This is a genomic window from Brevibacillus panacihumi, assembly GCF_003710985.1.
GTDB classification, from domain to species: Bacteria; Bacillota; Bacilli; order Brevibacillales; family Brevibacillaceae; genus Brevibacillus; species Brevibacillus panacihumi.
The window spans coordinates 291,426-311,455 of sequence record NZ_RHHT01000002.1 but is presented as its reverse complement, the minus strand read 5'-3'; the positions used below and the strand labels follow the sequence as shown (position 1 = coordinate 311,455).

At 52.7% G+C, this 20,030-nt stretch carries 16 protein-coding genes and 1 other RNA gene; 2 read left to right on the top strand and 15 right to left on the bottom strand.

The features are described from left to right. The 6 genes from EDM58_RS01525 to EDM58_RS25585 all read right to left on the bottom strand — a co-directional run bounded on the left by EDM58_RS01525 (nt 1) and on the right by EDM58_RS25585 (nt 6,351). On the bottom strand, nt 1–756 hold the full coding sequence (locus tag EDM58_RS01525; RefSeq protein ID WP_122911754.1) for a tRNA threonylcarbamoyladenosine dehydratase: 756 nt from the start codon (nt 754–756) through the stop codon (nt 1–3). 64 nt (nt 757–820) lie between these two features. Then, nucleotides 821–1,000, bottom strand: a non-coding RNA gene (gene ssrS / locus EDM58_RS01520) — 6S RNA. Nucleotides 1,001–1,056: 56 nt separating this feature from the next. Continuing rightward, nucleotides 1,057–2,847 carry an aspartate--tRNA ligase gene (gene aspS, locus EDM58_RS01515; protein ID WP_122911753.1) on the bottom strand — a complete coding sequence of 597 codons (1,791 nt, stop codon included), beginning with the start codon at nt 2,845–2,847 and terminating at the stop codon, nt 1,057–1,059. Between the two features lie 24 nt (nt 2,848–2,871). Beyond that, nucleotides 2,872–4,140 (bottom strand): histidine--tRNA ligase, encoded by a 1,269-nt coding sequence (gene hisS, locus EDM58_RS01510; RefSeq protein WP_122911752.1) that lies wholly within the window; start codon nt 4,138–4,140, stop codon nt 2,872–2,874. A 429-nt stretch (nt 4,141–4,569) separates the two neighbouring features. Continuing rightward, complete coding sequence (locus EDM58_RS01505) at nt 4,570–6,081, bottom strand: coproporphyrinogen III oxidase (protein WP_122911969.1); 1,512 nt, start codon at nt 6,079–6,081, stop codon at nt 4,570–4,572. Between the two features lie 96 nt (nt 6,082–6,177). Further along, nucleotides 6,178–6,351 (bottom strand): hypothetical protein, encoded by a 174-nt coding sequence (locus tag EDM58_RS25585; protein ID WP_023554932.1) that lies wholly within the window; start codon nt 6,349–6,351, stop codon nt 6,178–6,180. Nucleotides 6,352–6,553: 202 nt separating this feature from the next. Here EDM58_RS25585 and EDM58_RS01500 point away from each other — a divergent pair, with 202 nt between their 5' ends. Further along, nucleotides 6,554–8,428 (top strand): N-acetylmuramoyl-L-alanine amidase family protein, encoded by a 1,875-nt coding sequence (locus EDM58_RS01500; RefSeq protein WP_122911751.1) that lies wholly within the window; start codon nt 6,554–6,556, stop codon nt 8,426–8,428. An 80-nt stretch (nt 8,429–8,508) separates the two neighbouring features. Here the strand turns inward: EDM58_RS01500 and EDM58_RS01495 are convergent, their stop codons facing one another. From EDM58_RS01495 to EDM58_RS01460, 8 genes are all read right to left on the bottom strand, one after another. Next, nucleotides 8,509–9,057: a short-chain dehydrogenase gene (locus EDM58_RS01495; RefSeq protein ID WP_122911750.1), complete on the bottom strand. Its 549-nt coding sequence runs from the start codon at nt 9,055–9,057 to the stop codon at nt 8,509–8,511. A 27-nt stretch (nt 9,058–9,084) separates the two neighbouring features. Next, nucleotides 9,085–9,522, bottom strand: coding sequence for a D-aminoacyl-tRNA deacylase (gene dtd, locus EDM58_RS01490; RefSeq protein ID WP_023554935.1), 438 nt, complete (start codon nt 9,520–9,522; stop codon nt 9,085–9,087). A gap of 78 nt (nt 9,523–9,600) precedes the next feature. Then, on the bottom strand, nt 9,601–11,772 hold the full coding sequence (locus EDM58_RS01485) for a RelA/SpoT family protein (RefSeq protein WP_122911749.1): 2,172 nt from the start codon (nt 11,770–11,772) through the stop codon (nt 9,601–9,603). A 259-nt stretch (nt 11,773–12,031) separates the two neighbouring features. Then, a complete protein-coding gene (locus EDM58_RS01480) occupies nt 12,032–12,544 on the bottom strand; it encodes an adenine phosphoribosyltransferase (RefSeq protein WP_122911748.1) in 513 nt (170 codons plus the stop codon). Between the two features lie 12 nt (nt 12,545–12,556). After that, entirely contained in the window at nt 12,557–14,917 is a 2,361-nt protein-coding gene (gene recJ / locus EDM58_RS01475; protein WP_122911747.1) for a single-stranded-DNA-specific exonuclease RecJ, read from the bottom strand. A 120-nt stretch (nt 14,918–15,037) separates the two neighbouring features. Further along, nucleotides 15,038–15,967, bottom strand: a complete 930-nt coding sequence (secF, locus tag EDM58_RS01470; protein ID WP_122911746.1) for a protein translocase subunit SecF — start codon at nt 15,965–15,967, stop codon at nt 15,038–15,040. After that, complete coding sequence (secD, locus tag EDM58_RS01465; protein WP_023554940.1) at nt 15,957–17,195, bottom strand: protein translocase subunit SecD; 1,239 nt, start codon at nt 17,193–17,195, stop codon at nt 15,957–15,959. The genes secF and secD overlap by 11 nt, the downstream gene beginning before the upstream one ends. A gap of 172 nt (nt 17,196–17,367) precedes the next feature. Continuing rightward, nucleotides 17,368–17,604: a post-transcriptional regulator gene (locus EDM58_RS01460; RefSeq protein ID WP_122911745.1), complete on the bottom strand. Its 237-nt coding sequence runs from the start codon at nt 17,602–17,604 to the stop codon at nt 17,368–17,370. Nucleotides 17,605–17,691: 87 nt separating this feature from the next. Between EDM58_RS01460 and spoVB the strand changes: the two genes are divergently transcribed. Further along, nucleotides 17,692–19,278: a stage V sporulation protein B gene (gene spoVB, locus EDM58_RS01455; RefSeq protein ID WP_122911744.1), complete on the top strand. Its 1,587-nt coding sequence runs from the start codon at nt 17,692–17,694 to the stop codon at nt 19,276–19,278. A gap of 1 nt (nt 19,279) precedes the next feature. Here spoVB and EDM58_RS01450 read toward each other — a convergent pair whose 3' ends face one another. Beyond that, nucleotides 19,280–20,005 carry a DUF421 domain-containing protein gene (locus tag EDM58_RS01450; protein ID WP_122911743.1) on the bottom strand — a complete coding sequence of 242 codons (726 nt, stop codon included), beginning with the start codon at nt 20,003–20,005 and terminating at the stop codon, nt 19,280–19,282. Nucleotides 20,006–20,030: the final 25 nt, after the last annotated feature.

Below are 20,030 nucleotides of genomic sequence, written 5' to 3'. Positions count from 1 at the left end.
CTACCCTTTCACCGGCTGCCACTCAAGCAGATCGCGTACGACCACACTGGCCAGGATCAATCCTGCCACAGACGGGACGAATGCATTGCTCGCTGGAGGCTGCCGAACCTTGCTGATCGGAGAATCCGGGTTGGTGACGATCTGCTCTCGTACATCCGTGCGGATCTCGACCGGAATCTCGCGGGAATACACCACTTTTACCCCTTTATAGATGCCTTTTTTGCGCAGCTCGCGACGAATGACCTTGGCGATTGGATCATAGCTCGTCTGCGAAATGTCCGCGACTTCAAAGCGGGTCGGGTCCATTTTATTCGCTGCGCCCATGCTGGAGATAATCGGGATATTGCGCCGTTTTGCCTCCTGAATGATGTGGAGCTTGGCAGACATGATATCCATCGCGTCTACAATATAATCCACTTCATGGGCAAAAAATTGATCGGCGGTCTCTTCGCTGTAAAACATGTTCAGCGTGATGACCTCGCATTCGGGATTGATGGCCGCCACGCGCTCTTTCATCAGCTCCGCTTTTTTCTGTCCGATGGTATGCAAAGTCGCGTGAATCTGCCGGTTGCAATTCGTAATATCGACGACATCCTTGTCCACCAGCACCAGCTTGCCTACGCCAGTTCGCGCCAATGCTTCTACGGTAAAGGAGCCTACCCCGCCAATCCCCAGGACGGCGACGCGGCTGTTTTTCATTTTTTCCAAACCTTCAGGACCGAAGGCCAATTCACAACGGGAAAATTGATGAAGCATACGTATTTTTCACCTTTCAAAGCAGAGTAATTGTCCATCGGAAAAGTAGGATTCCAGGGAATAAAGCAGCCCCATTATGCCGTGATTTCCTACGTTTTGAACCTGCTCATCGCAGGTGGGCGTCTGCCCAACTGAACAAGACTTCCACTCTTGCGGAGGCATGCCTTTCCAGTTGGGACGTTCGACTCCCGATTCAAACATTGTGGCTCAAAACGATCAGATGTCACGGACATCGTAGGGCTTATCTTCTACTATAACCAATGTATCAAAGTGTCATGCATCTGTGCAAGTCGCTTGCCGCTATGCGTTTCCCTTGTCTTCCTGTTCTGCAATCGTGTCGATATGCAGTTCTTTCAGCTGTTTCGGGGATACCACATCTGGAGCGTTTACCATCAGATCGCTCGCGCTGGCAGTTTTTGGGAAGGCAATTACTTCGCGCAGGTTGTTGCGTCCAGCCAAAAGCATGATCAGACGATCCAAGCCAAGCGCGATTCCGCCGTGCGGTGGCGTCCCGTATTCAAAGGCATCCAGGAGGAAGCCGAACTGCTCACGCGCTTCTTCCGGTGTAAAGCCGAGTGCTTTGAACATTTTCTCCTGTACGTCGCGTTTGAAGATCCGCATCGAACCGCCGCCCAGCTCGTAGCCGTTGAGGACCATATCGTACGCTTGCGCACGGATCTGTCCCGGGTCGGTGTCGAACAGGTGCAGGTCCTCGTCTTTTGGACGGGTAAAAGGATGGTGCAGTGCTACGTAGCGTTTCGCTTCCTCGTCCCATTCGACCAGCGGGAAGTCCACGACCCACAGGAAAGCAAATTTGCTGTGGTCGATGAGTCCCAGCTCGGCTGCCAGCTTGGTACGCAGGGCGCCGAGGGCATCCGCTACTACCTTTGGCTTGTCTGCCACGAACAGGAGCAAGTCTCCTTCTTCGGCGTTCAAACGTTTTTTCATTTCATTCATTTCTTCTTCTTTGAAGAACTTGACGATTGGCCCTTTCAATTCGCCGTCTTTCAGACCGATCCAAGCCAAGCCTTTCGCTCCATAGCGGGCAGCGAATTTCGCCAGATCGTCTGCTTCCTTGCGGGAATAGTGGCCGCAGCCTTTCGCGTTGATCGCTTTTACCTGACCGCCGCTTGCTACAACGCTGGCAAACACTTTGAAATCACTGTTGGCTACGACGTCCGATACATCTGTCAGCTCCATGCCGAAGCGAACGTCTGGTTTGTCGGAGCCGTAGCGTCCCATCGCTTCTGCATAAGTGAGACGCGGGAACGGTGTTGGCACATCGACGCCGATGGTTTGCTTGAAGACGTATGCAACCATTTTTTCCATCATCGGCAAAATCTCTTCCATCGGGAGGAAGGAGGTCTCGATGTCCACCTGGGTAAACTCCGGTTGGCGGTCGGCACGCAGGTCTTCGTCGCGGAAGCAGCGGGCGATCTGATAGTAACGCTCCAGACCGGATACCATCAGCAGCTGTTTGAACAGCTGTGGAGATTGCGGCAATGCGTAGAACTCGCCTGGATGTACGCGGGAAGGAACCAGATAATCGCGCGCTCCTTCTGGCGTGCTTTTTTGCAGCATCGGTGTTTCTACTTCCACGAAGCCATTCTCGTCGAGGTAATCGCGGAAAGCTTTGGCTGCTTTACTGCGCAGGATCAGAGAACGCTGCATTTCCGGACGGCGAAGGTCGAGATAGCGGTATTTCAGGCGCACCTGCTCATCGACATTGAGATCGTCTTCGATCGGGAATGGCGGTGTTTTGGCGTCGTTGAGGATTTGGATCTCGGAAATATGGACTTCCACTTCGCCCGTTTGCAATTTCGGGTTGACCGCTTCTGGAGCGCGATTGACCACTTCCCCTTTTACGGCCAGAACATATTCGCTTCTTACTTTGTCGGCGATTTCCCAAGCGGGCTTGTTGTACTCGGGGTTGAAGACGATTTGGACGATCCCGGTGCGGTCGCGGAAGTCAATAAAGATGACGCCGCCAAGGTCGCGGCGAGTCTGTACCCAGCCGTTCAAGACGATTTCTTGCCCTACGTGTTCTTTTGTCACTTCTCCGCAATGCACGGAGCGAGATTGCCATGCCATGATGAGTCCCTCCACTAAGGTTCTTTATTTTTTCTCTGTCAAATATTTGACGAGGTCTTCCTGTTTGACTTCTTGCTGTTCGCCTGTCGCCATTTCCTTGACGACGACGGTGCCATTCGCGAGTTCCGATTCGCCGATGATGGCGGTAAAACGCGCCTCCAAACGATCGGCTTGTTTCAACTGCGCCTTCATCTTGCGGTCGAGGTAATCCTGCTCGGCGGAGATTCCTGCCTGGCGAAGCTGATCGACGAGAACAAAGGCAGCTTTTTTGGCTTCCGGTGTCTGAACGACTACGAAGCAATCAATTCCGCTGGGGGTCGGAAGCTGAATCCCTTGCTTCTCCAATGCCAGCAGCAAGCGCTCAATGCTGAGTGCAAATCCGATTCCCGGCATGTCGTCTCCGCCCAGATCGGCAACCAGTCCGTTGTAGCGGCCGCCGCCGCAAAGCGTTTCGACCGCGCCGATCTCCGCCATCTTGATCTCGAATGCAGTCAGGGTGTAGTAGTCAAGTCCGCGAACCAGGCGTGGATTGACATAGTACGAGATTCCCAGCGCTTCGAGATAGCCTTTAACAGCTTCAAAGTGGGCTGCAGACTCTTCACTCAGATAATCCAGGATGGATGGCGCGTCTTTGGTCAGCTCGCGGCATTTTTCATTTTTACAGTCGAGCACGCGCAGCGGATTGCGGTCGATGCGGGATTGGCAATCCTCACAAAGCTCCGAGCGCACCGCGTTCAGGTGAGCGAGCAGGTGCTCGCGATGACGTGCCCGGTCCTCCAGCGTCCCTACGCTGTTCAGTTCTACAGATAGCCCGGTAAGTCCCAGCTCCTGATACAAGCGAATGGCGACACTGATGACTTCCGCGTCAATTGCCGGGTCGCTGCTGCCAATCGCCTCTACGCCGAACTGTACAAACTGGCGATAGCGGCCCGCCTGCGGACGCTCGTGGCGGAACATCGGTCCCAGGTAGTACTGCTTGGTCGGCTGATTGGGTGAACCGTACAGCTTGTTCTCCACGTATGAGCGAACGACCCCTGCCGTCCCCTCTGGACGAAGAGTCAGAGCATCGGTACTGCGCGGATTGGCGACGCTGTACATCTCTTTCTCCACGACATCTGTCGTCTCGCCCACGCCGCGAATGAACAATTCGGTGCTTTCGAAGAGCGGTGTGCGGATTTCCTGGTAGTTGTAGCGGCGGCAGAGATCGCGGGCCTTGCTCTCCACGTAGTGCCACAGCTCCACTGTACCCGGCAGGATATCCTGGGTGCCGCGTGGAATCTGAATTTTTTTCATAGAATTGAACCTCCATTTTTGGCAAGAAATAAAAAAAGCCCCTCGCCGCCTGACATGATGCATACGCCGCATGTCAGGGACGAAAGACTTGTTTATCTTCCGTGGTGCCACCCTGTTTGAAGATCCCCCAATATGATCATTCGGGACCCTTCCACTTGTAAGCCCATAACGCGGGCTAAGCGCCAGCCAGTTACTGAGGAGAGCCATGCGCTCATCTGTTCACTGCGGTCTTCGGGGATGTCCTTCACCAAGTCGTCTTCGGCAAGCATTCTCAGCCTCGATGCTTGCTCTCTGCTCCAGCGGTTCCTGATTACTTTTTCCCGTCATCAGATTTGTTCCATTCGGTTGAAAAAAGCTTAATGTGAATCATAGCAAACTCGGAATCCTGCGTCAACAGGCGGTTTTGAAAAACATTTTTTGATCAGGATTTCAGCCTCGAGTGACGGATTTTTCCGCGTAGATTTCTTCCAGGTCCCTCAGTTTATTCTCGACCAGAGTCTTGTAGGTGTCATTGTACGTCTTCGGGTCCTTCGGGTTGGGCCAGCGAGTCAGCTTTCCGCTTCCCGGAGCCATCAGCTTGGAGACCGCGCCGCAGCCTAGTCCGAGAATGGTCTGCACTTCTTCCATGATCATGATGTTATAAATGCTTTCCTGATCGGGCTTGGAGTAACCCACATTCTCCAAATTGCCCAGAATATTTTTTTGGCGGTACAAATAATACGGCGAATAACCGTTCGCTTGCGTCCACTCAGATGCCATCTCCATCATCCGGCTGATCTCCTCCCGGCTGGCTACCCGGTAACGCTCCTTGTTCTGCGTCATTTCCGATGCGCGTTTAAAAGACAAGGTGTGCACCGTCAGGGAGGCAGGCATCAGCTTCTCTACTTCTGCCAGGCTATGGGCCAGCTCGGCAATTCCCTCATTCGGCAAGCCGATGATCAGGTCCATGTTGATATTGGTCAGCCCCATTTCCATCGCCAGGTGATACTTTTCGATCGTTTCCTCCACTGTGTGATGGCGACCGATGGCATGCAAGGTCTCCTGGGTAAAAGACTGCGGGTTGATGCTGATCCGATCCACTTCCCAGCGCTTCATCACTTCCAGCTTTTCTCGTGTGATCGTGTCGGGTCTGCCCGCTTCCACAGTCAGCTCCCGCACCTGGTCCATATGCGGAAAACGGCGGTGCATGGTCTCGAACAACTGGTCCATGTCCTCTGCTGTAATGCTGGTCGGAGTGCCGCCTCCAAAGTAGATCGAAGTGATTTTCTGGTCATGTGCCGTCAGCCATTCTCCGATGCGCTCCATCTCGTAGTGCAGCCCTTCCAGGAACGGATTGACGGATGCGGTATGCGAGCGAATGGCATATGCAGGAAACGTACAGTAAGCACACTTCGTCGGACAAAAGGGGATGCCAATATAAATCGACAGTTCGCGGTCTATTTGATAAAAGTCCGGGACCACTTGCAACTGACGATCCACGATTTCCTGCAAAAGCTTCAGCTTGTAAGGACGCAACACGACTTCCTGCTGCAGTTTTTGATGGGCTGCTTCCCGGGAAATTCCAGACGAGAGGAGTTGATGAAGCAATTTAGTCGGACGAATTCCTGTCAAAATGCCCCATCCCTGCTCCATCCCGGTGTATTCTTCCAACACCAGCAGCAAAGCGTAGTTGATCGCCTGTTTGGCCGTTCTGCGCATTTCTTTTTCTTCACGGCTTGTATAGGTGCGTTGAACCTGGTGAGCCAGACTTCTTCGCCCGTCAAAAAGCTGACTGGCTGCCTCGACTCCGTCTGCCCTCTGCGACAAGGTCAATTTCAGTTTAAGTCCCGGCTCATCTGTCCAGCTAGGGACGAAGGCAAGCGCGGGGTCTTCGTAGAACAAGGCGAGAATCAAAGAGACTTCCCGCTCGAAAGCGTGCCCTTCACATGTAATTTCAATCATTGGGTTCACCTGCTTTTTCATTTGCCACCCTTCATCTTAGCCGACCCGAAAAGCCCGGTCAACCGTACGTGTGGCGAACCCTTGAGAAAGAACCGATTACGGCTTTGCCCCTCTGCGCAAAGCCCGGACATCTCGGACACTGATATGGAATTCTCTGGACATTTCAATATCGTTTAAACGAGACTCTTTTTCCAAAAAATCGTGAAAGTCGACGGAAAACAGTTTCCGGTTCAATTCTTGGGCAAAGGTTTCTTTACTCGACTGTCTCACGTCTTCCCTCCTGCCTGGCATTGATAGTCTATATGCTAGTATTGCCGCCTTTTTCGGCATGTCATACGCCAATTTCCCCGAGAAGTTTGTCGGATGTTGCAGGAAAAACCAGGATGGAAGGAGAATGGAATACCTTTACCCCAAAACATTGCCAAAATCATGCAAGAAATGATTGCGAGAGTATGCAAATCTTTCGGAAAGGATGTCTATCGTGTTTGTTCGTCAAAAATTCCTGAAGATGCTCCTGACTATCGTCTGTGCCATCTCCATCCCTGTCTCGTCAGCTTGGGCCGCCGGTTCTGTTCAGGTTACTGTGGACAAGCTGAACGTCCGTTCTGGTCCCAGCCTCCAGGACACGATTATTACGACCCTCCCGAACCAGACTGTTTTGCCAGTCTTATCACAACAAAATGACTGGGTGCAAGTGCAGCTCCCCGACGGCAAGAGCGGTTGGGTATCCGGCCAATTCGTCGCCTCCTCATCGGCAGGCAGTAATCCGCCCGCCTCTGCGGCGCCTTCAGCCACAGCAACGATAGAGAGCACCACGGAGAACCTGAATGTTCGCTCCGGCCCAGGAACCAATCATCAGATCGTTCAAACCATCAATCCAGGAACCCGCTTTGCAGTCCTGCAGAAGAGCGGAGACTGGATCGAAATACAATTGCCCGGCTCAAAAAAGGGGTGGGTCGCGGCATGGCTGGTCAAGGAACAAGGGACTTCTGGTAGCGGCGGAACCAGTGTGAGCGGCAATACCGGAACGACAGCTCCAGTGACGCAGCTCCCGCCCGTCCAGGTACAGGTTCCCAAACAGGACACAGTCCAAGGCGCCAGCCTGACGCTGGACTCCGCTCCCTATATCTACGCATTTCCGGACTCTTCTACGCCAGCGATCGGTCAATTGCACGCGGGCTCCACGATTACGGTCGTGGCGAAGCAAAATGGCTGGGTCCAATTTCCTTATCAAGGAGTCAACGCCTGGATCAAAACAGAGGAGGACGCGCCATCGCAGCAGCCTGTCCCTGATGCGGGAACAACCGGCAGCCAGCCGAACGTCCAGGCGCCCAACACGCCGCAAACCCCGGCTGTACAAACTGCGACAGTCAACACGGACGGACTCAATTTGCGCAGTGAAGGCAATACGTCCAGCGCGGTCCTGGCCACTTTGGCCATCGGCACGAAGCTGACGATCGTCCAAAAACAAGGAGACTGGTACCGGGTCACTACCCCTGAAGGCAAAACCGGATGGGTCGCCGGCTGGCTTATCACCGTATCGATACCCGAGTATCCGACACCTGCCGGACCGCACGTGACGATCATCAATCCCGATACCAACATCCGCAAAGGTCCTGGTACACAGCACGAGATCGTGAAACGGGTTCAAACAGGCGAGAAATATGAAATCGTCAATACTGAGGGAGACTGGTTCCACATTCGCTTCGGGGACGGCTCCAGCGGTTACGTAGCAGGCTGGCTTGTATCGGCTGTCGGGGTTCCGGCCGTCCTGAAAAGCAATGAACTGGTCAACAAGGTGATCGTGGTTGATCCGGGACATGGCGGAAATGACAATGGGGCAACCGGCTCAAGCTTTGCGACACTAGAGAAGACCGTCAACCTCCAAGTCGCCCTCATCCTGCGCAAAAAGCTGGAATCAGCAGGAGCCAAGGTGGTCATGACACGTGCTGATGACCGCAAATTAACCCTGCAGCAGCGGGTAGACATCGCCATTCAAAACAAGGCGGACATCTTCGTCAGCATCCATCACAATACGCATCCGAACACGGCGACGAACGGAACGATCGTCTTCTACTACAGCGACGGCAATTCCAGCAAGCTGGCCTCCCTCGTGCAAAATGAAATCGTCAAAGCGACCAACTACAAGGATATGAACGCACGCTTCGGCAATTACTTCGTCTTGCGGGAGAATCCAACCCCATCGATTCTGGCAGAGATCAGCTTCCTCTCCAACTACAATGACGAGATCCGCGCGCGCTCTGAGCAGCAGCAGGAGTTGGCTGCGGAAGGCTTGTACAAAGGGATTATTCAATACTTTGCCACTCTGAGCAATCAAGGCGGCTAAACAACTGTGTACTAGACAAAAGAAGCCCTCCGGCTCGGCAGCTAGACAATTTTTCGTCCAAGCTGTCGCCGGAGGGCTTTTCATATGGGGCGTTTCTCCCAAGGTTCTACCGTGCCTACAATAGATAGCGGCTGATCCGAGCGAATCGCATCGATGACGCCTTGTGAGATTTCGTGATTGAACAGCCATCTCGCCGACTGTTCCTCCAGGATGAATCCGAGGATGACGCGTCGAAATAGCACGTGCTCCCTTGCAATCTCTTGCGGGGGATTTTTCCAGGCGCGGCTTCCGCAAACTTGAAACAATCGCCATGGCTTGCGCTGAACAGAGAGAGCGTCTAGAATCGTCTCCAGTGCCAGCGGGGCACTCGAATGTATCCAGGATACGACCAGATCGACTGAGCCCGTCTCGGCAACCCATTCCTCCATTGCTTGCTTCAGCACCGCCGTCTGGTGGTAATCAAGCTGGATGAAATGCACTGCCTGTGGATCAGGCAGGTCCTGCCGCAATTGCTCAAACCTTTTGCGGTCACGGGCCAGCACCGTGACCCGATACCCCTGTCCGACAAGCCACAGAACGGTATCGGCCAGCATGCCCGTTCCTCCAATTACAAGCGCTTCTTGCCCCATGGTTCACTCCCCTTCCTTTTTCGAAAGCTAGGATTCTACGATCAAGGTCACAGGTCCATCATTGAGCAGCCGCACATCCATCATCGCGCCAAAACGGCCTGTCTCCACGTGCAAGCCTTTTTCCCGCAACTTGTTGTTGAACAGCTCATACAAAGGCTCCGCCTGCTCCGGACGGGCTGCACTCATAAAATTGGGACGTCTTCCTTTCCTGCAGTCTCCGTACAGGGTAAACTGCGAGACAGACAGGATCTGACCTCCTGTGTCGAGCACCGAATGATTCATTTTCCCCGCTTCATCTTCAAAGATGCGCAGGTGCGCCACCTTGTCCGCAACGAATTCCACATCTTTTTCGCTATCCTCATGCGTAATTCCTACCAACAATAGCAGGCCGTGTTCGATTTGCCCCACGACCTCTCCTGCTACTGTCACGCTGGCTTCCCTGGTTCTTTGTACGACTACTCGCACGCAGCTTCCTCCTCTTCATCCTATTCTTCTTCATCCCCTCGCTGAAGGCCAAAGAAGAACACCTAATCCATCCAGGGATCAGGTGCTTAAAATTCGGCGTACCGAATAAATATCCTTGATGCGCTTGATTCGTTCCACCACTTTATGCAGGTGATCGACGTTGCTGATCGAGATCGTCATGTGGATGGTCGCCACGCGGTTTTTGTCTGCCTTGCCGCTGACGGCCGAGATGTTGGTCTTCGTCTCAGCCACGACCTGAAGGACATCGTTCAGCAGGCCGCTGCGGTCATTCCCGGTGATCTCAATATCCACATGGAAATTGTGCTTGAATTCGGTGTCCCATTCCACATCGATCAGACGCTCCGAACAGTCCTCTGTCGCGATGTTGGGACAGTCCAGACGGTGTACCGACACGCCGCGTCCTCTGGTAATGAAACCGATGATCTGATCGCCCGGAACCGGCGTACAGCAGCGGGAGATGCGAACCAGCAGATTGTCTACCCCGCGCACCTTGACCCCTGACTCGCTTCTCGTAACAGACGGGGATGGTGTCGGCTTGTGCTCGGGGATGACCGGATTTTGCTCCTCGCGTTCCCGGCGCATCTTGTCTACCAGTCTGGTGACGATCTGCGAAGCCGTGATTCCGCCATACCCCACCGCCGCGAACATGTCCTCCGCCCCTTGAAAGTTGAACCGGGCAGCCGCTTCCTTCAGGTTGGCTTCCGACATCGCTTCTTTGACGTCAAAGCCGCGGGACTTGATCTCGCCTTCGACCATCTGCTGGCCTTTGGCTACATTCTCTTCCCGCTTCTCTTTTTTAAACCATTGTTTAATTTTATTTCGAGCATGGGCCGACTTCGCCATCTTCAGCCAGTCCTGGCTCGGTCCGTACGAATGCTTCGAAGTGAGAATCTCGACGATGTCCCCGGTCTTCATCGCATAATCCAGCGGAACGATTTTGCCATTGACCTTGGCCCCGATCGTCCGGTTTCCGACAGCAGAGTGAATCCGATACGAGAAATCAAGCGGGACAGAGCCTTTTGGGAGCTCCACAACATCGCCCTTTGGCGTAAAGACAAAAACGGTGTCGGAGAAAAGATCCTGCTTCAGGCTCTCCATGAATTCCTGAGCGTTGGGCGCTTCCTCCGAGCCGCCCTCGATCATTTCCCGCAGATTGCCCAATTTTTCCGCAAATGAGCCCTGAACCACATTCTTGCCTTCCTTGTAGGCCCAGTGAGCCGCGATCCCGATCTCGGCCGTCTGGTGCATCTCCCATGTGCGGATCTGCACTTCAAGAGGCTCACCTTTCGGACCGATCACCGTGGTGTGCAAGGACTGATACATGTTCGTCTTGGGCATCGCGATGTAATCCTTGAATCGTCCAGGCATCGGCTTCCACAGTGTGTGGACAATGCCCAGCACGGCATAGCAGTCGCGAATGTCGTTTACGATCACACGCAGAGCAAGCAGGTCATAGATTTCATTGAACTGTTTGTTCTGCTTCGTCATCTTTTTATAAATGCTGTAAATATGTTTGGGACGTCCGGAAATCTCGGCTTCGATGTTCAGTTCCCCGAGCTTTTCCCGGATGGTGGCGGAGGCCTCGTTCAGATAGGCTTCACGTTCTACCCGCTTTTTCTGCATCAGGTTGACGATGCGGTAGTACTGCTGCGGATTCAGGTAGCGAAGAGCAGTATCCTCGAGCTCCCATTTCACTGACGCGATCCCCAGGCGATGCGCCAGCGGGGCAAAAATCTCCAGCGTCTCATCGGAGATTTCCCGCTGCTTCTCCTCTGACATATGGCGCAGGGTGCGCATATTGTGGAGACGGTCGGCGAGCTTGATCATGATCACCCGAATATCCTGTGCCATCGCGATCAGCATCTTGCGGTGGTTCTCAGCAAGCTGCTCTTCCTTCGATTTGTACTTGATTTTTTCAAGCTTGGTCACACCGTCGACAAGGAGAGCTACATCCGGTCCAAACTGCTCCCGCAAATCATCCAGTGTCACCGGCGTGTCTTCTACCACATCGTGCAGAAAGCCTGCCGCGATCGTTACCGCATCCATATGCAGGTTGGCGAGAATCCCCGCAACCGCGATCGGATGCATAATATAGGGAACGCCAGATTTTCGAATCTGACCCTCGTGTGCCTTGTTTGCCAGCTCATATGCACGCGAAATCATGTCCAAGTCCGCAGGTGATAGATATGTGCTCGCTTTTTTTACTACCTCATCAATACCCGTAATCATAGTTCCTTCCCTTATCCTCTCATAAAAAAGCTTGAATAGAAGCCTTCTCGAAGAAGCCGATACTCCTTTAGAGGAAGCGTCAAGTACGGTGAAGAACGGTCGTGTCATCGCTGCGTGTCCGCGAATATGCGGTAAATATCTATTTCATCCTATTATCTTGTAAGTCGTTCGGGTTGTAAAGGTGCTTTCCCCGGTAAAGACAAGAAGAATGCCGCAAAATAGCAAAAAACGGGCTCAATGCCCGTTTTCCTGGTACAAACTAGTATTGGATCAAGGATTTAACAGGGATATTCCCCAGCTTGCTGCGTCCGTCGAGGTAGCCCAGCTCGATCAGGAAAGCTGCTCCTACGACCTTGCCGCCCAATTGCTCGATCAGTTGAATCGTCGTTTCGATGGTGCCGCCGGTCGCCAACAAATCATCCGCGATCAGGACACGTTGCCCGGGCTGAATCGCATCCACGTGGACCGCCAGTGCATCCTTTCCGTATTCGAGGTTGTAATCTGCCTTGATAGACTCATAGGGCAGCTTGCCGGATTTGCGGATCGGAACAAAGCCGATCTTCATCTCATAAGACAAGGGCGCACCCACGACAAAGCCACGGGCTTCAGGACCGGCGATTACTTCAGCCTCTACCTCCCGCGCGAAAACAGCCAGCTCCTGAATCGCTGCATGATAAGCAGGACCGTCTTTCAAAAGTGTCGTGATGTCTTTGAAGCGAATTCCCGGTTGCGGGAAGTCAGGGATCACGCGAATATATTGTTTAAAATCCATCTAAAATTCCTCCTAAGTGACAGGCTCAGGCTCCACCAATTGGTGAAACATTTGTATCAAGCCTTCTGACGAGGAGAGCAGCAGCTCGGTCGCCAGTTGGGCTTCTTCTTTCCAGGCAGTGTACAGCATGGAGCTTTCCAGGGGACGCTTGGTTGCAGCAGGCTGGAAACAATACTGATCTGCTTCCTTTGCCAGAAACGACAATTCGCAAAAGACTTCCAGCATCCCATCCAGGTCATGCCGTTTCCACTTCAGCTTTCTCGCGAGCGCGTCCAGATGTTCATGCTTGACCGCAGGTACTTGCATAAAAAACGTATACAGTTGCTTGAAATGTTCTCTCCCCGGACAAAAGAGCCTCTCCATCCCCAGATCAGGATCCCCGAACAGACAATAGATGCGCTCTGCCTGATTCCAGATGGGGACGATTCGTTCTAGATCAGCACGTCGTCTGGGCAAATCGTATAATACGAGATTGCGAAAGCCAGGCTGATCTGCGGGTTCTGCCTCGAAGGTTTCGACTAGATGCACAAAGCGGCGTTGCTGCGGTGTCAAGAGGCCATGCAGAGCCTCCAGACTCTCCTCGCGAAACAAGAGGGTCAAGGAGTCCTCCGCAAGCATTAACTGCCGCCATTTCTCCATTTTGTCGCGGCTCCCCCGCCAGTCAAAAACCTGTCGATGCGGCACGGACAAGTCCCGTATGGTCAGCTGGGGCTTGCGATTGCCATTCCACTCATTGACCGACAGCTCCCCAAGCACATGAAATCTTGCTTTTGGCGTTACATGCTGTGTCACATGCGCCCAATTGAATCCGATCGCATCCAGACTGCAGCCCTCACGCATCAAGGTGCATTTCAGATGATTTTCTTCTCTGCCGATTGCGCGCATCCCTGTCGTTTCCATTTCCTGAAGCATGACAAGCGGCGTGGGGTTTCCCATGCCGTATGGCGCTAGCTTGGCTAACTCCTCAACCGCGTCCATATGGATCTCCTCCGGCTCCAGGGAGACGTCCACCTTGGTCAACGGAATGAAATCATCTGCTGTCAGCCATTCTCTCGCCAGCTCATTCAGTCTTTGACGCAGAAAATCAAGATTTTCCACAGGCAGCGTCATCCCGGCTGCCATCGTGTGGCCACCGTAATGGGGTAGCCATTCCTTGCAGGCGGTCAACGCTTCATACATGTCGAAGCCAGCGATGCTCCTCGCCGAGCCTTTTGCCGTACCTTTCTGCGGGTCGATGCCCAGCACAATCGTCGGACGGTAAAACTGCTCAACCAGGCGGGAAGCGACGATGCCGACCACTCCCACATTCCAGCCCTCTTTGGCGACGACCAGAACCTGATTTTGCTCGAGGGGAAAATGATTTTTCACCATCTCCACCGCTTCTTCCGTCATCTGCTGCACCAATTCCTGCCGCTCGCGGTTGAGATTGTCCAGCTCGACTGCACAGGCATCGGCTTCCTGTGGATCTTCCGTAACCAACAGTTTGACCGCGGCCTCTGCCGTCTCAAGCCGCCCGCTTGCGTTCAAGCGCGGTCCCAATGCAAAGCCGACATGTCCGGCAGACAGCTCATTTTCTGTAAGGCCGCAGACGCGAATCAATGCCTGCAGGCCCGGATTGGTCGTTTGGTTCAGGCGCTGCAAGCCGAGTTTTGCCAATACCCGGTTTTCATCCACCAAGGGGACCAAATCGGCAATTGTCCCCAGCGCGGCCAGGTCAGCCAAATGAAGCGGGGGTTTTCCTGTTAAAGCATGCCCTAGTTTAAAGGCTACCCCTACACCCGCCAGCATATCAAACGGGTAGGAACATCCCGGCTTTTTGGGATTAATCACAGCAAATGCCTCCGGTAACACCGCCGGAGGTTCATGATGGTCTGTGACGATGACATCCAGACCTAATTGTTTAGCGTAGTCCACCTGCTCTGCTGCGCTAATTCCTGTGTCGACAGTGACAATCAGCTTGAATCCGCTTTCCTGCAGATGGGCCAATGCCTCTTTATGTAACCCGTACCCTTCCGTAAAGCGGTTGGGAATATAGTAGTCAAACACAGCTCCTTGTTGGCGAAGCAAGTGTACCATCAGCGACGTGGAGCTTACACCATCCGCATCGTAATCGCCGTAAATACAGATCGGCTCTTTGTTCTCGATTGCTTGACGGATACGGTGCACGCTTTTCTCCATCCCGTCCAGCAAGAATGGGTCGTGAAATTGTTCTGGCCCCGGTTGAAGAAAATCGCGCGCCTGTTCTGGTGTTTGGATGCCGCGTATCACCAGCAGCTTGGATACCAGCGGAGTCAGATTGGCTTGCGCTGCCAGCTCTTCCGCCAGACGCTCATCGCAGGCGGCCAATTGCCAGCGTGTTTTCGCTTTCAGCATGGGCGTTCCTCCAATCCCCTATTCATTATAGTGGATGGAGAGGGAGACTGACAATAGCAGCAGTCTTGTCTTTCGAAGAGTAGAAAAGCCGCGGGAAGAACCCGCGGCTTGTTTGTCAGCCTAGTTGGATGGTGAGGTTGTCCGTTTTTTCTTCAGCATGCTGCGCTCCTTCAGGTTGACCCATACTTGGGCGGCAATGAAGATCGAGGAGTAGGTCCCGCTCACCAGACCGAATACCAGCGCCAGCGAGAAGTTGCGGATGCTCTCACTACCTAAGATTGCAATCGCCATGGCAGTAAAGAATACCGTAGCCACCGTGAAAACGGAGCGGCGCATCGTTTGCCACAAGGAAACGTTCACCAGATGCTCCAGTTCCTCTACTGACTTGGACTTCATCGTTTTCAAATTTTCACGAATCCGGTCGAAAATAACGATCTTGTCGTTAATGGAATAACCCAAAATGGTCAGAATCGCTGCGATGAAGGTGATATCTACCTCCAGACCGAGGACAGAGAACAGCGCAATGGGGATAATCACGTCATGCGCCAGCCCTACGACCGTAGCGATACCAAACAGCCATTGGAAACGAAACGCGATGTAGACAATGATCCCGAGAGAGGCGATCAATACTGCAATCGCAGCCTTTTTCACCATTTCACGTGCGATGCTTGGGTCTACTGTCGCGACCTGCTTGGTCACCTGATCCCCGTATTTGGCCTTCAGCGCTTGCTCGATTTCCATCATTTTATCAGATGACACCGTCTGGTCAAAACGGGTGTAGGCTTGATTTGTGCCATATGGCGTCACAGCGGAGAACTTTGCTTCCGGCAGCTGCTCTTTCAAGATTGCTTCCACATCGGCAGGGACGAATTCCTTTCCGACGTAGATATCCAACCGCGTCCCGGCTTGGAAGTCAACGCCCAGGTTAAACCCCTGGAACAAAGAAAACAGCAAGCCCAGGACGATAATCGCTCCGGAGAACAGGAAGAACTTCCGGCGATTCTTTACGATGTCAAATCGAATCACTGTATGGTCTTTATCAAAGCTCACCGATCTCACTCTCCTTTACTCCGAACCAGAACGGCTTTTTAAACATGTTGGAGCGTACTACCAGCCAGAGCAGGAATCGAGATCCGAACACGTTCGTAATAATACTTACAATGAGTGTCATAGCGAGCACGATGGCAAAGCCTTGGATCGAGCTTGTACCAAAGTAGAACAATACCCCTGTCGCAATCAGCGTCGTGATGTGCGCGTCGAGGATCGTCACTAGAGAACGGCGCTCACCCGCGCGGAAAGCCGAAAGAATCGTCTTGCCGGAGCGGATTTCCTCCTGAATTCGCTCGTACGTAATGATATTCGCATCTACAGCCATCCCGACCGCCAGGATAAAGCCAGCGATCCCCGGCAATGTAAGAGTCGCGTCCATCCAATCAAGCACGACCAAACAGAAAAAACAGAACCCAGCCAATGTTATATTGGCGATCATGCCAGGCATGCGGTAGACAAACAGCATGAAGAGGACGATCAAAGCTCCTCCGACGTAACCGGCATAAATCGTTTTCTCCAAAGCAATTTTACCCAGAGATGCCCCTACAGAGGTTACCTGCTTCTCAATCAGCTTCGCAGGCATCGCACCGGAGTTGAGCAAATCCGCCAATTCCTGTGCAGATTCCTGAGTGTAATCACCTGTAATTTGCGCACTGCCCCCGGGGATCACAGATTGAATCACCGGATTGGTTTGCATGTTCTCATCCAGGTAGATCGCCATGCGTTTGTGCAAGTTGGCGCGTGTCACGTCTTCCAATTTTTTCGGATCGGAAAATTTGACTGTTACCAGCGGGCGTCTCAGGTCGTCATAGCCGACTGCCGCACCGTTTGGAGCCAGGTCACTACCTCGCAGGATAATATTTCCCGCCTCATCGCGGAAAGTAAGTACAGCGGGCTTGCCAATCAGTTCTCTGAGCTTGTCCTGATCGGCAGATTGAGAAGCAATTTGAACACGGATGCGGTTGGGCAATTCTGTCACGATAACCGGTTCTGCCACTCCTCCGATATTAATCCGTTTCTCAATCATGTACGCAGTTGCCTTGAGCAGTTCAATGTCAACTTTATGCGTAGCCTCCAGCGGCTCTACCTCGTACAGAATCTCAAACCCGCCCTGCAGGTCAAGACCGAGCGTAATGTTTCCTGCTACATCTCTGGTCGTCGTCGCGACTAATGTGCCCAACAAAGCCACAACAACCAAAAACAGGACGAATCTTCCCCATTTCACCATTGTCGTAATACCCCTCTTTCCTCAAAGGGTCCCGTCCTAGACGAAAACCAATATGCCCATTATAGCGAACGATGAAAAAAAGTGTCAATTATTGCAGGCTAGGCGAATCATGGTAACCATCTCCCGTCATGCGTATCTAGATGGTGTACGAATAGAGCGGGAAAAAGTTTCATTATGAATTGCGATACATTTGAATCATGAGGTAGTTCATGTATTTATTCGGTTTCAGCGACAAAATATCGTTTACCATGCGGTGCAACGGAGGGATTTCTTTGTATCCTTGCGTGACGCATTCCCATATATCCTGTGCCGTGACATTGTCATAGCCAAGCAAAGCAAATTCTTCTGCTTTGCTTTGGCAGATGCTTTCTACCTCCGAAAACCATTCCTGCTTGCTCGCTAGATCCATTTTCATTTCCCCCTCAAAGTAGTCATGCCTTTCTCAGCACGTCCATATTCTGTATGGAGTACATTTATCCATGCAAAGGAGCCTTCCATGAAACAGTCCTTTTTTTACGGAACGGTTATCCTCATCCTGGCTGGCGGCGTGACAAAATTGTTCGGCTTTGCCCACAGGATCGTTCTCTCCCGCATCATCGGCGCGGAAGGAATGGGGCTCTATCAGATGGTTGTGCCGCTTCTGTACTTTCTCATTACGGTGACAACTTTTGGTTTGCCCGTGGCGATCGCAAAACAGGTAGCCGAGTCGGAAGCGGCCAAGGATTACCGACAGACTCGCCGCTTTCTCTACGTCTCCCTATTGGTAGCAGGCAGTATCAGCCTGGTTGTTTGCTTGCCGCTTCTGCTATTTTCCGATTTACTCGCTGCTCTCTTGTTTGCCGACGCTCGTGCCCATGTGGTTATGCTCGCTGCGATTCCGGTGATTCCCATCTCCGGGATCTCCCTGGTCCTGCGAGGCTACTTCCAGGGAAAGCAGAACATGATTCCGACCGCTGTCTCTCAACTGCTGGAGCAGGTAGTACGCATGGCGCTGGTAGCCGTCATGACGATGACCTTCCTCCCCTACGGCATCGAGTATGCTACCGCGGGGGCAGTAGGGAGCATCATTTTCGGAGAAGCTGCCGGGCTCTTGTACATTTTTTGGCAATACCGCAAAGGGAGCAGAAAAAAAACCGCTCAGCTGCTGCGAAGGCCGTTCTATACAAGAGTAAAAGCAGGAACGGCAAGCATCCAGCAGTTGATCCACGTTGCTCTGCCTGTAACGATGAGCCGAGTGATTGGCTCCATCGCTTATGTACTGGAACCGATGCTCGTTCCGTTTGCCCTGGTTATCGCAGGTTACGCCATTGCCGATGCTACTGGCCTGTACGGCCAATTTGCAGGAATGGCAGTCCCGCTTTTGCTATTTCCCACCTTTTTAACCAATTCCTTGTCCGTTTCACTCGTTCCTGCTGTAGCGGAAGCCGCCTATCAAAAAAATGCCCCACTGGTGCATCGGCGCATCTATCAAGCTATGCGCATTACACTCGTAATCGGAGCACCTTGCACGGTATTGCTGACCATTTTTGCAGAACCGATCTGCGCATTGCTGTACGGCGACAAGTTTCATGAAGTCGGCCTGATTCTGAAGGGGCTGGCTCCCTTCTCGGTCTTCCTGTTCTTTCAAGCACCGCTGGCTGCGGCCCTGCAAGGACTGGATTATGCACAGGTCGTCTTTCGCAACACACTTATTGGCGCGATTGTAAAAATTGCTGCCATGTTTGCCTTTACCTCCCAGCCCAGCTTTGGCATTTACGGCACTGTCATCGCCCTCAATATCGGGATTACACTGGTTACGCTATTGCATTTTTCCAGCCTGGTAAAAAAAATCGGCTTTGCCATCGATGTCTGGGAGTTCGCCAAAATCGGCGTCGCCATGCTGATCATGGGCTATTGTGGATCGTACATTGCCAATCAGTGGCTGCCGCACGAGACCAAGGCATATGCCATGTTGGTCAGCATTCCTGCCAGCTCCTGCCTCTATCTTCTTCTGCTTCTTGCCTTTCGGGTGTTGGGCAGGCAGGACGTGCGCCGCATCCCTTGGATTGGTGAACAGCTATCCCTCTTTTTTCCACGCCGCTGAGTTACTTCTGCGGCGTGTCTTTTTTTGAGTCTTTTTTATCGAGGTACATAATGCCCTGATCGTCGATGCTGCAAAACGAGACATCCTTGATGTCCTTGATTCCGTACTTGCGGATTTCCCGCTTCAGCCACAGCTCGTTCTGCCCGATCCTGCGCAGGGCCTCTGTCCTCACCTTGCCATCGAGGATCAACGGAATAGGCAGCCCCTTGTACGTGACAGGATTGGCAGGCTGCGGAGGCCTGATTCCCAGATCGCCCTTGGTGAGGAAGGATTTGTCATGCTTCACAAAGACGCTTAGTTGGCCGGTCGGCTCCAGAAGAGCGAACTCCACATCCGCAATATTTTTTACGTTCTTCTGCCTCAGATGAACCATCAGATCGTCCATGTTCAAGCGGTTCCGGCGCATCGCTTCTTCCCGGATCTCGCCATTTTCTATAATCATGTCAGCGGAGCCGTCCACGACATCCCGTACTTTTTTGCTTTTCAGCGACAAGAAGGACATGGCAATTTCCAATACGCAGACCAGCAGCATTGGAAGGTAGAAATGCATGAGTGGCTTGTCCGTATTCTCGATAGACAGGACGGCCATTTCTGCCAGCATGATCGAGATCACCACATCAAAAACCGACATTTTGCCCAATTCCCTTTTCCCCATGAGCCGCAATAAAATCAAGATAAAGAAGTAGGTAAAAAGGGTACGCAGCAATAGTCCGGTAATGTTATCCACAGAAATTCCCCCCGCCTCTTTTCTT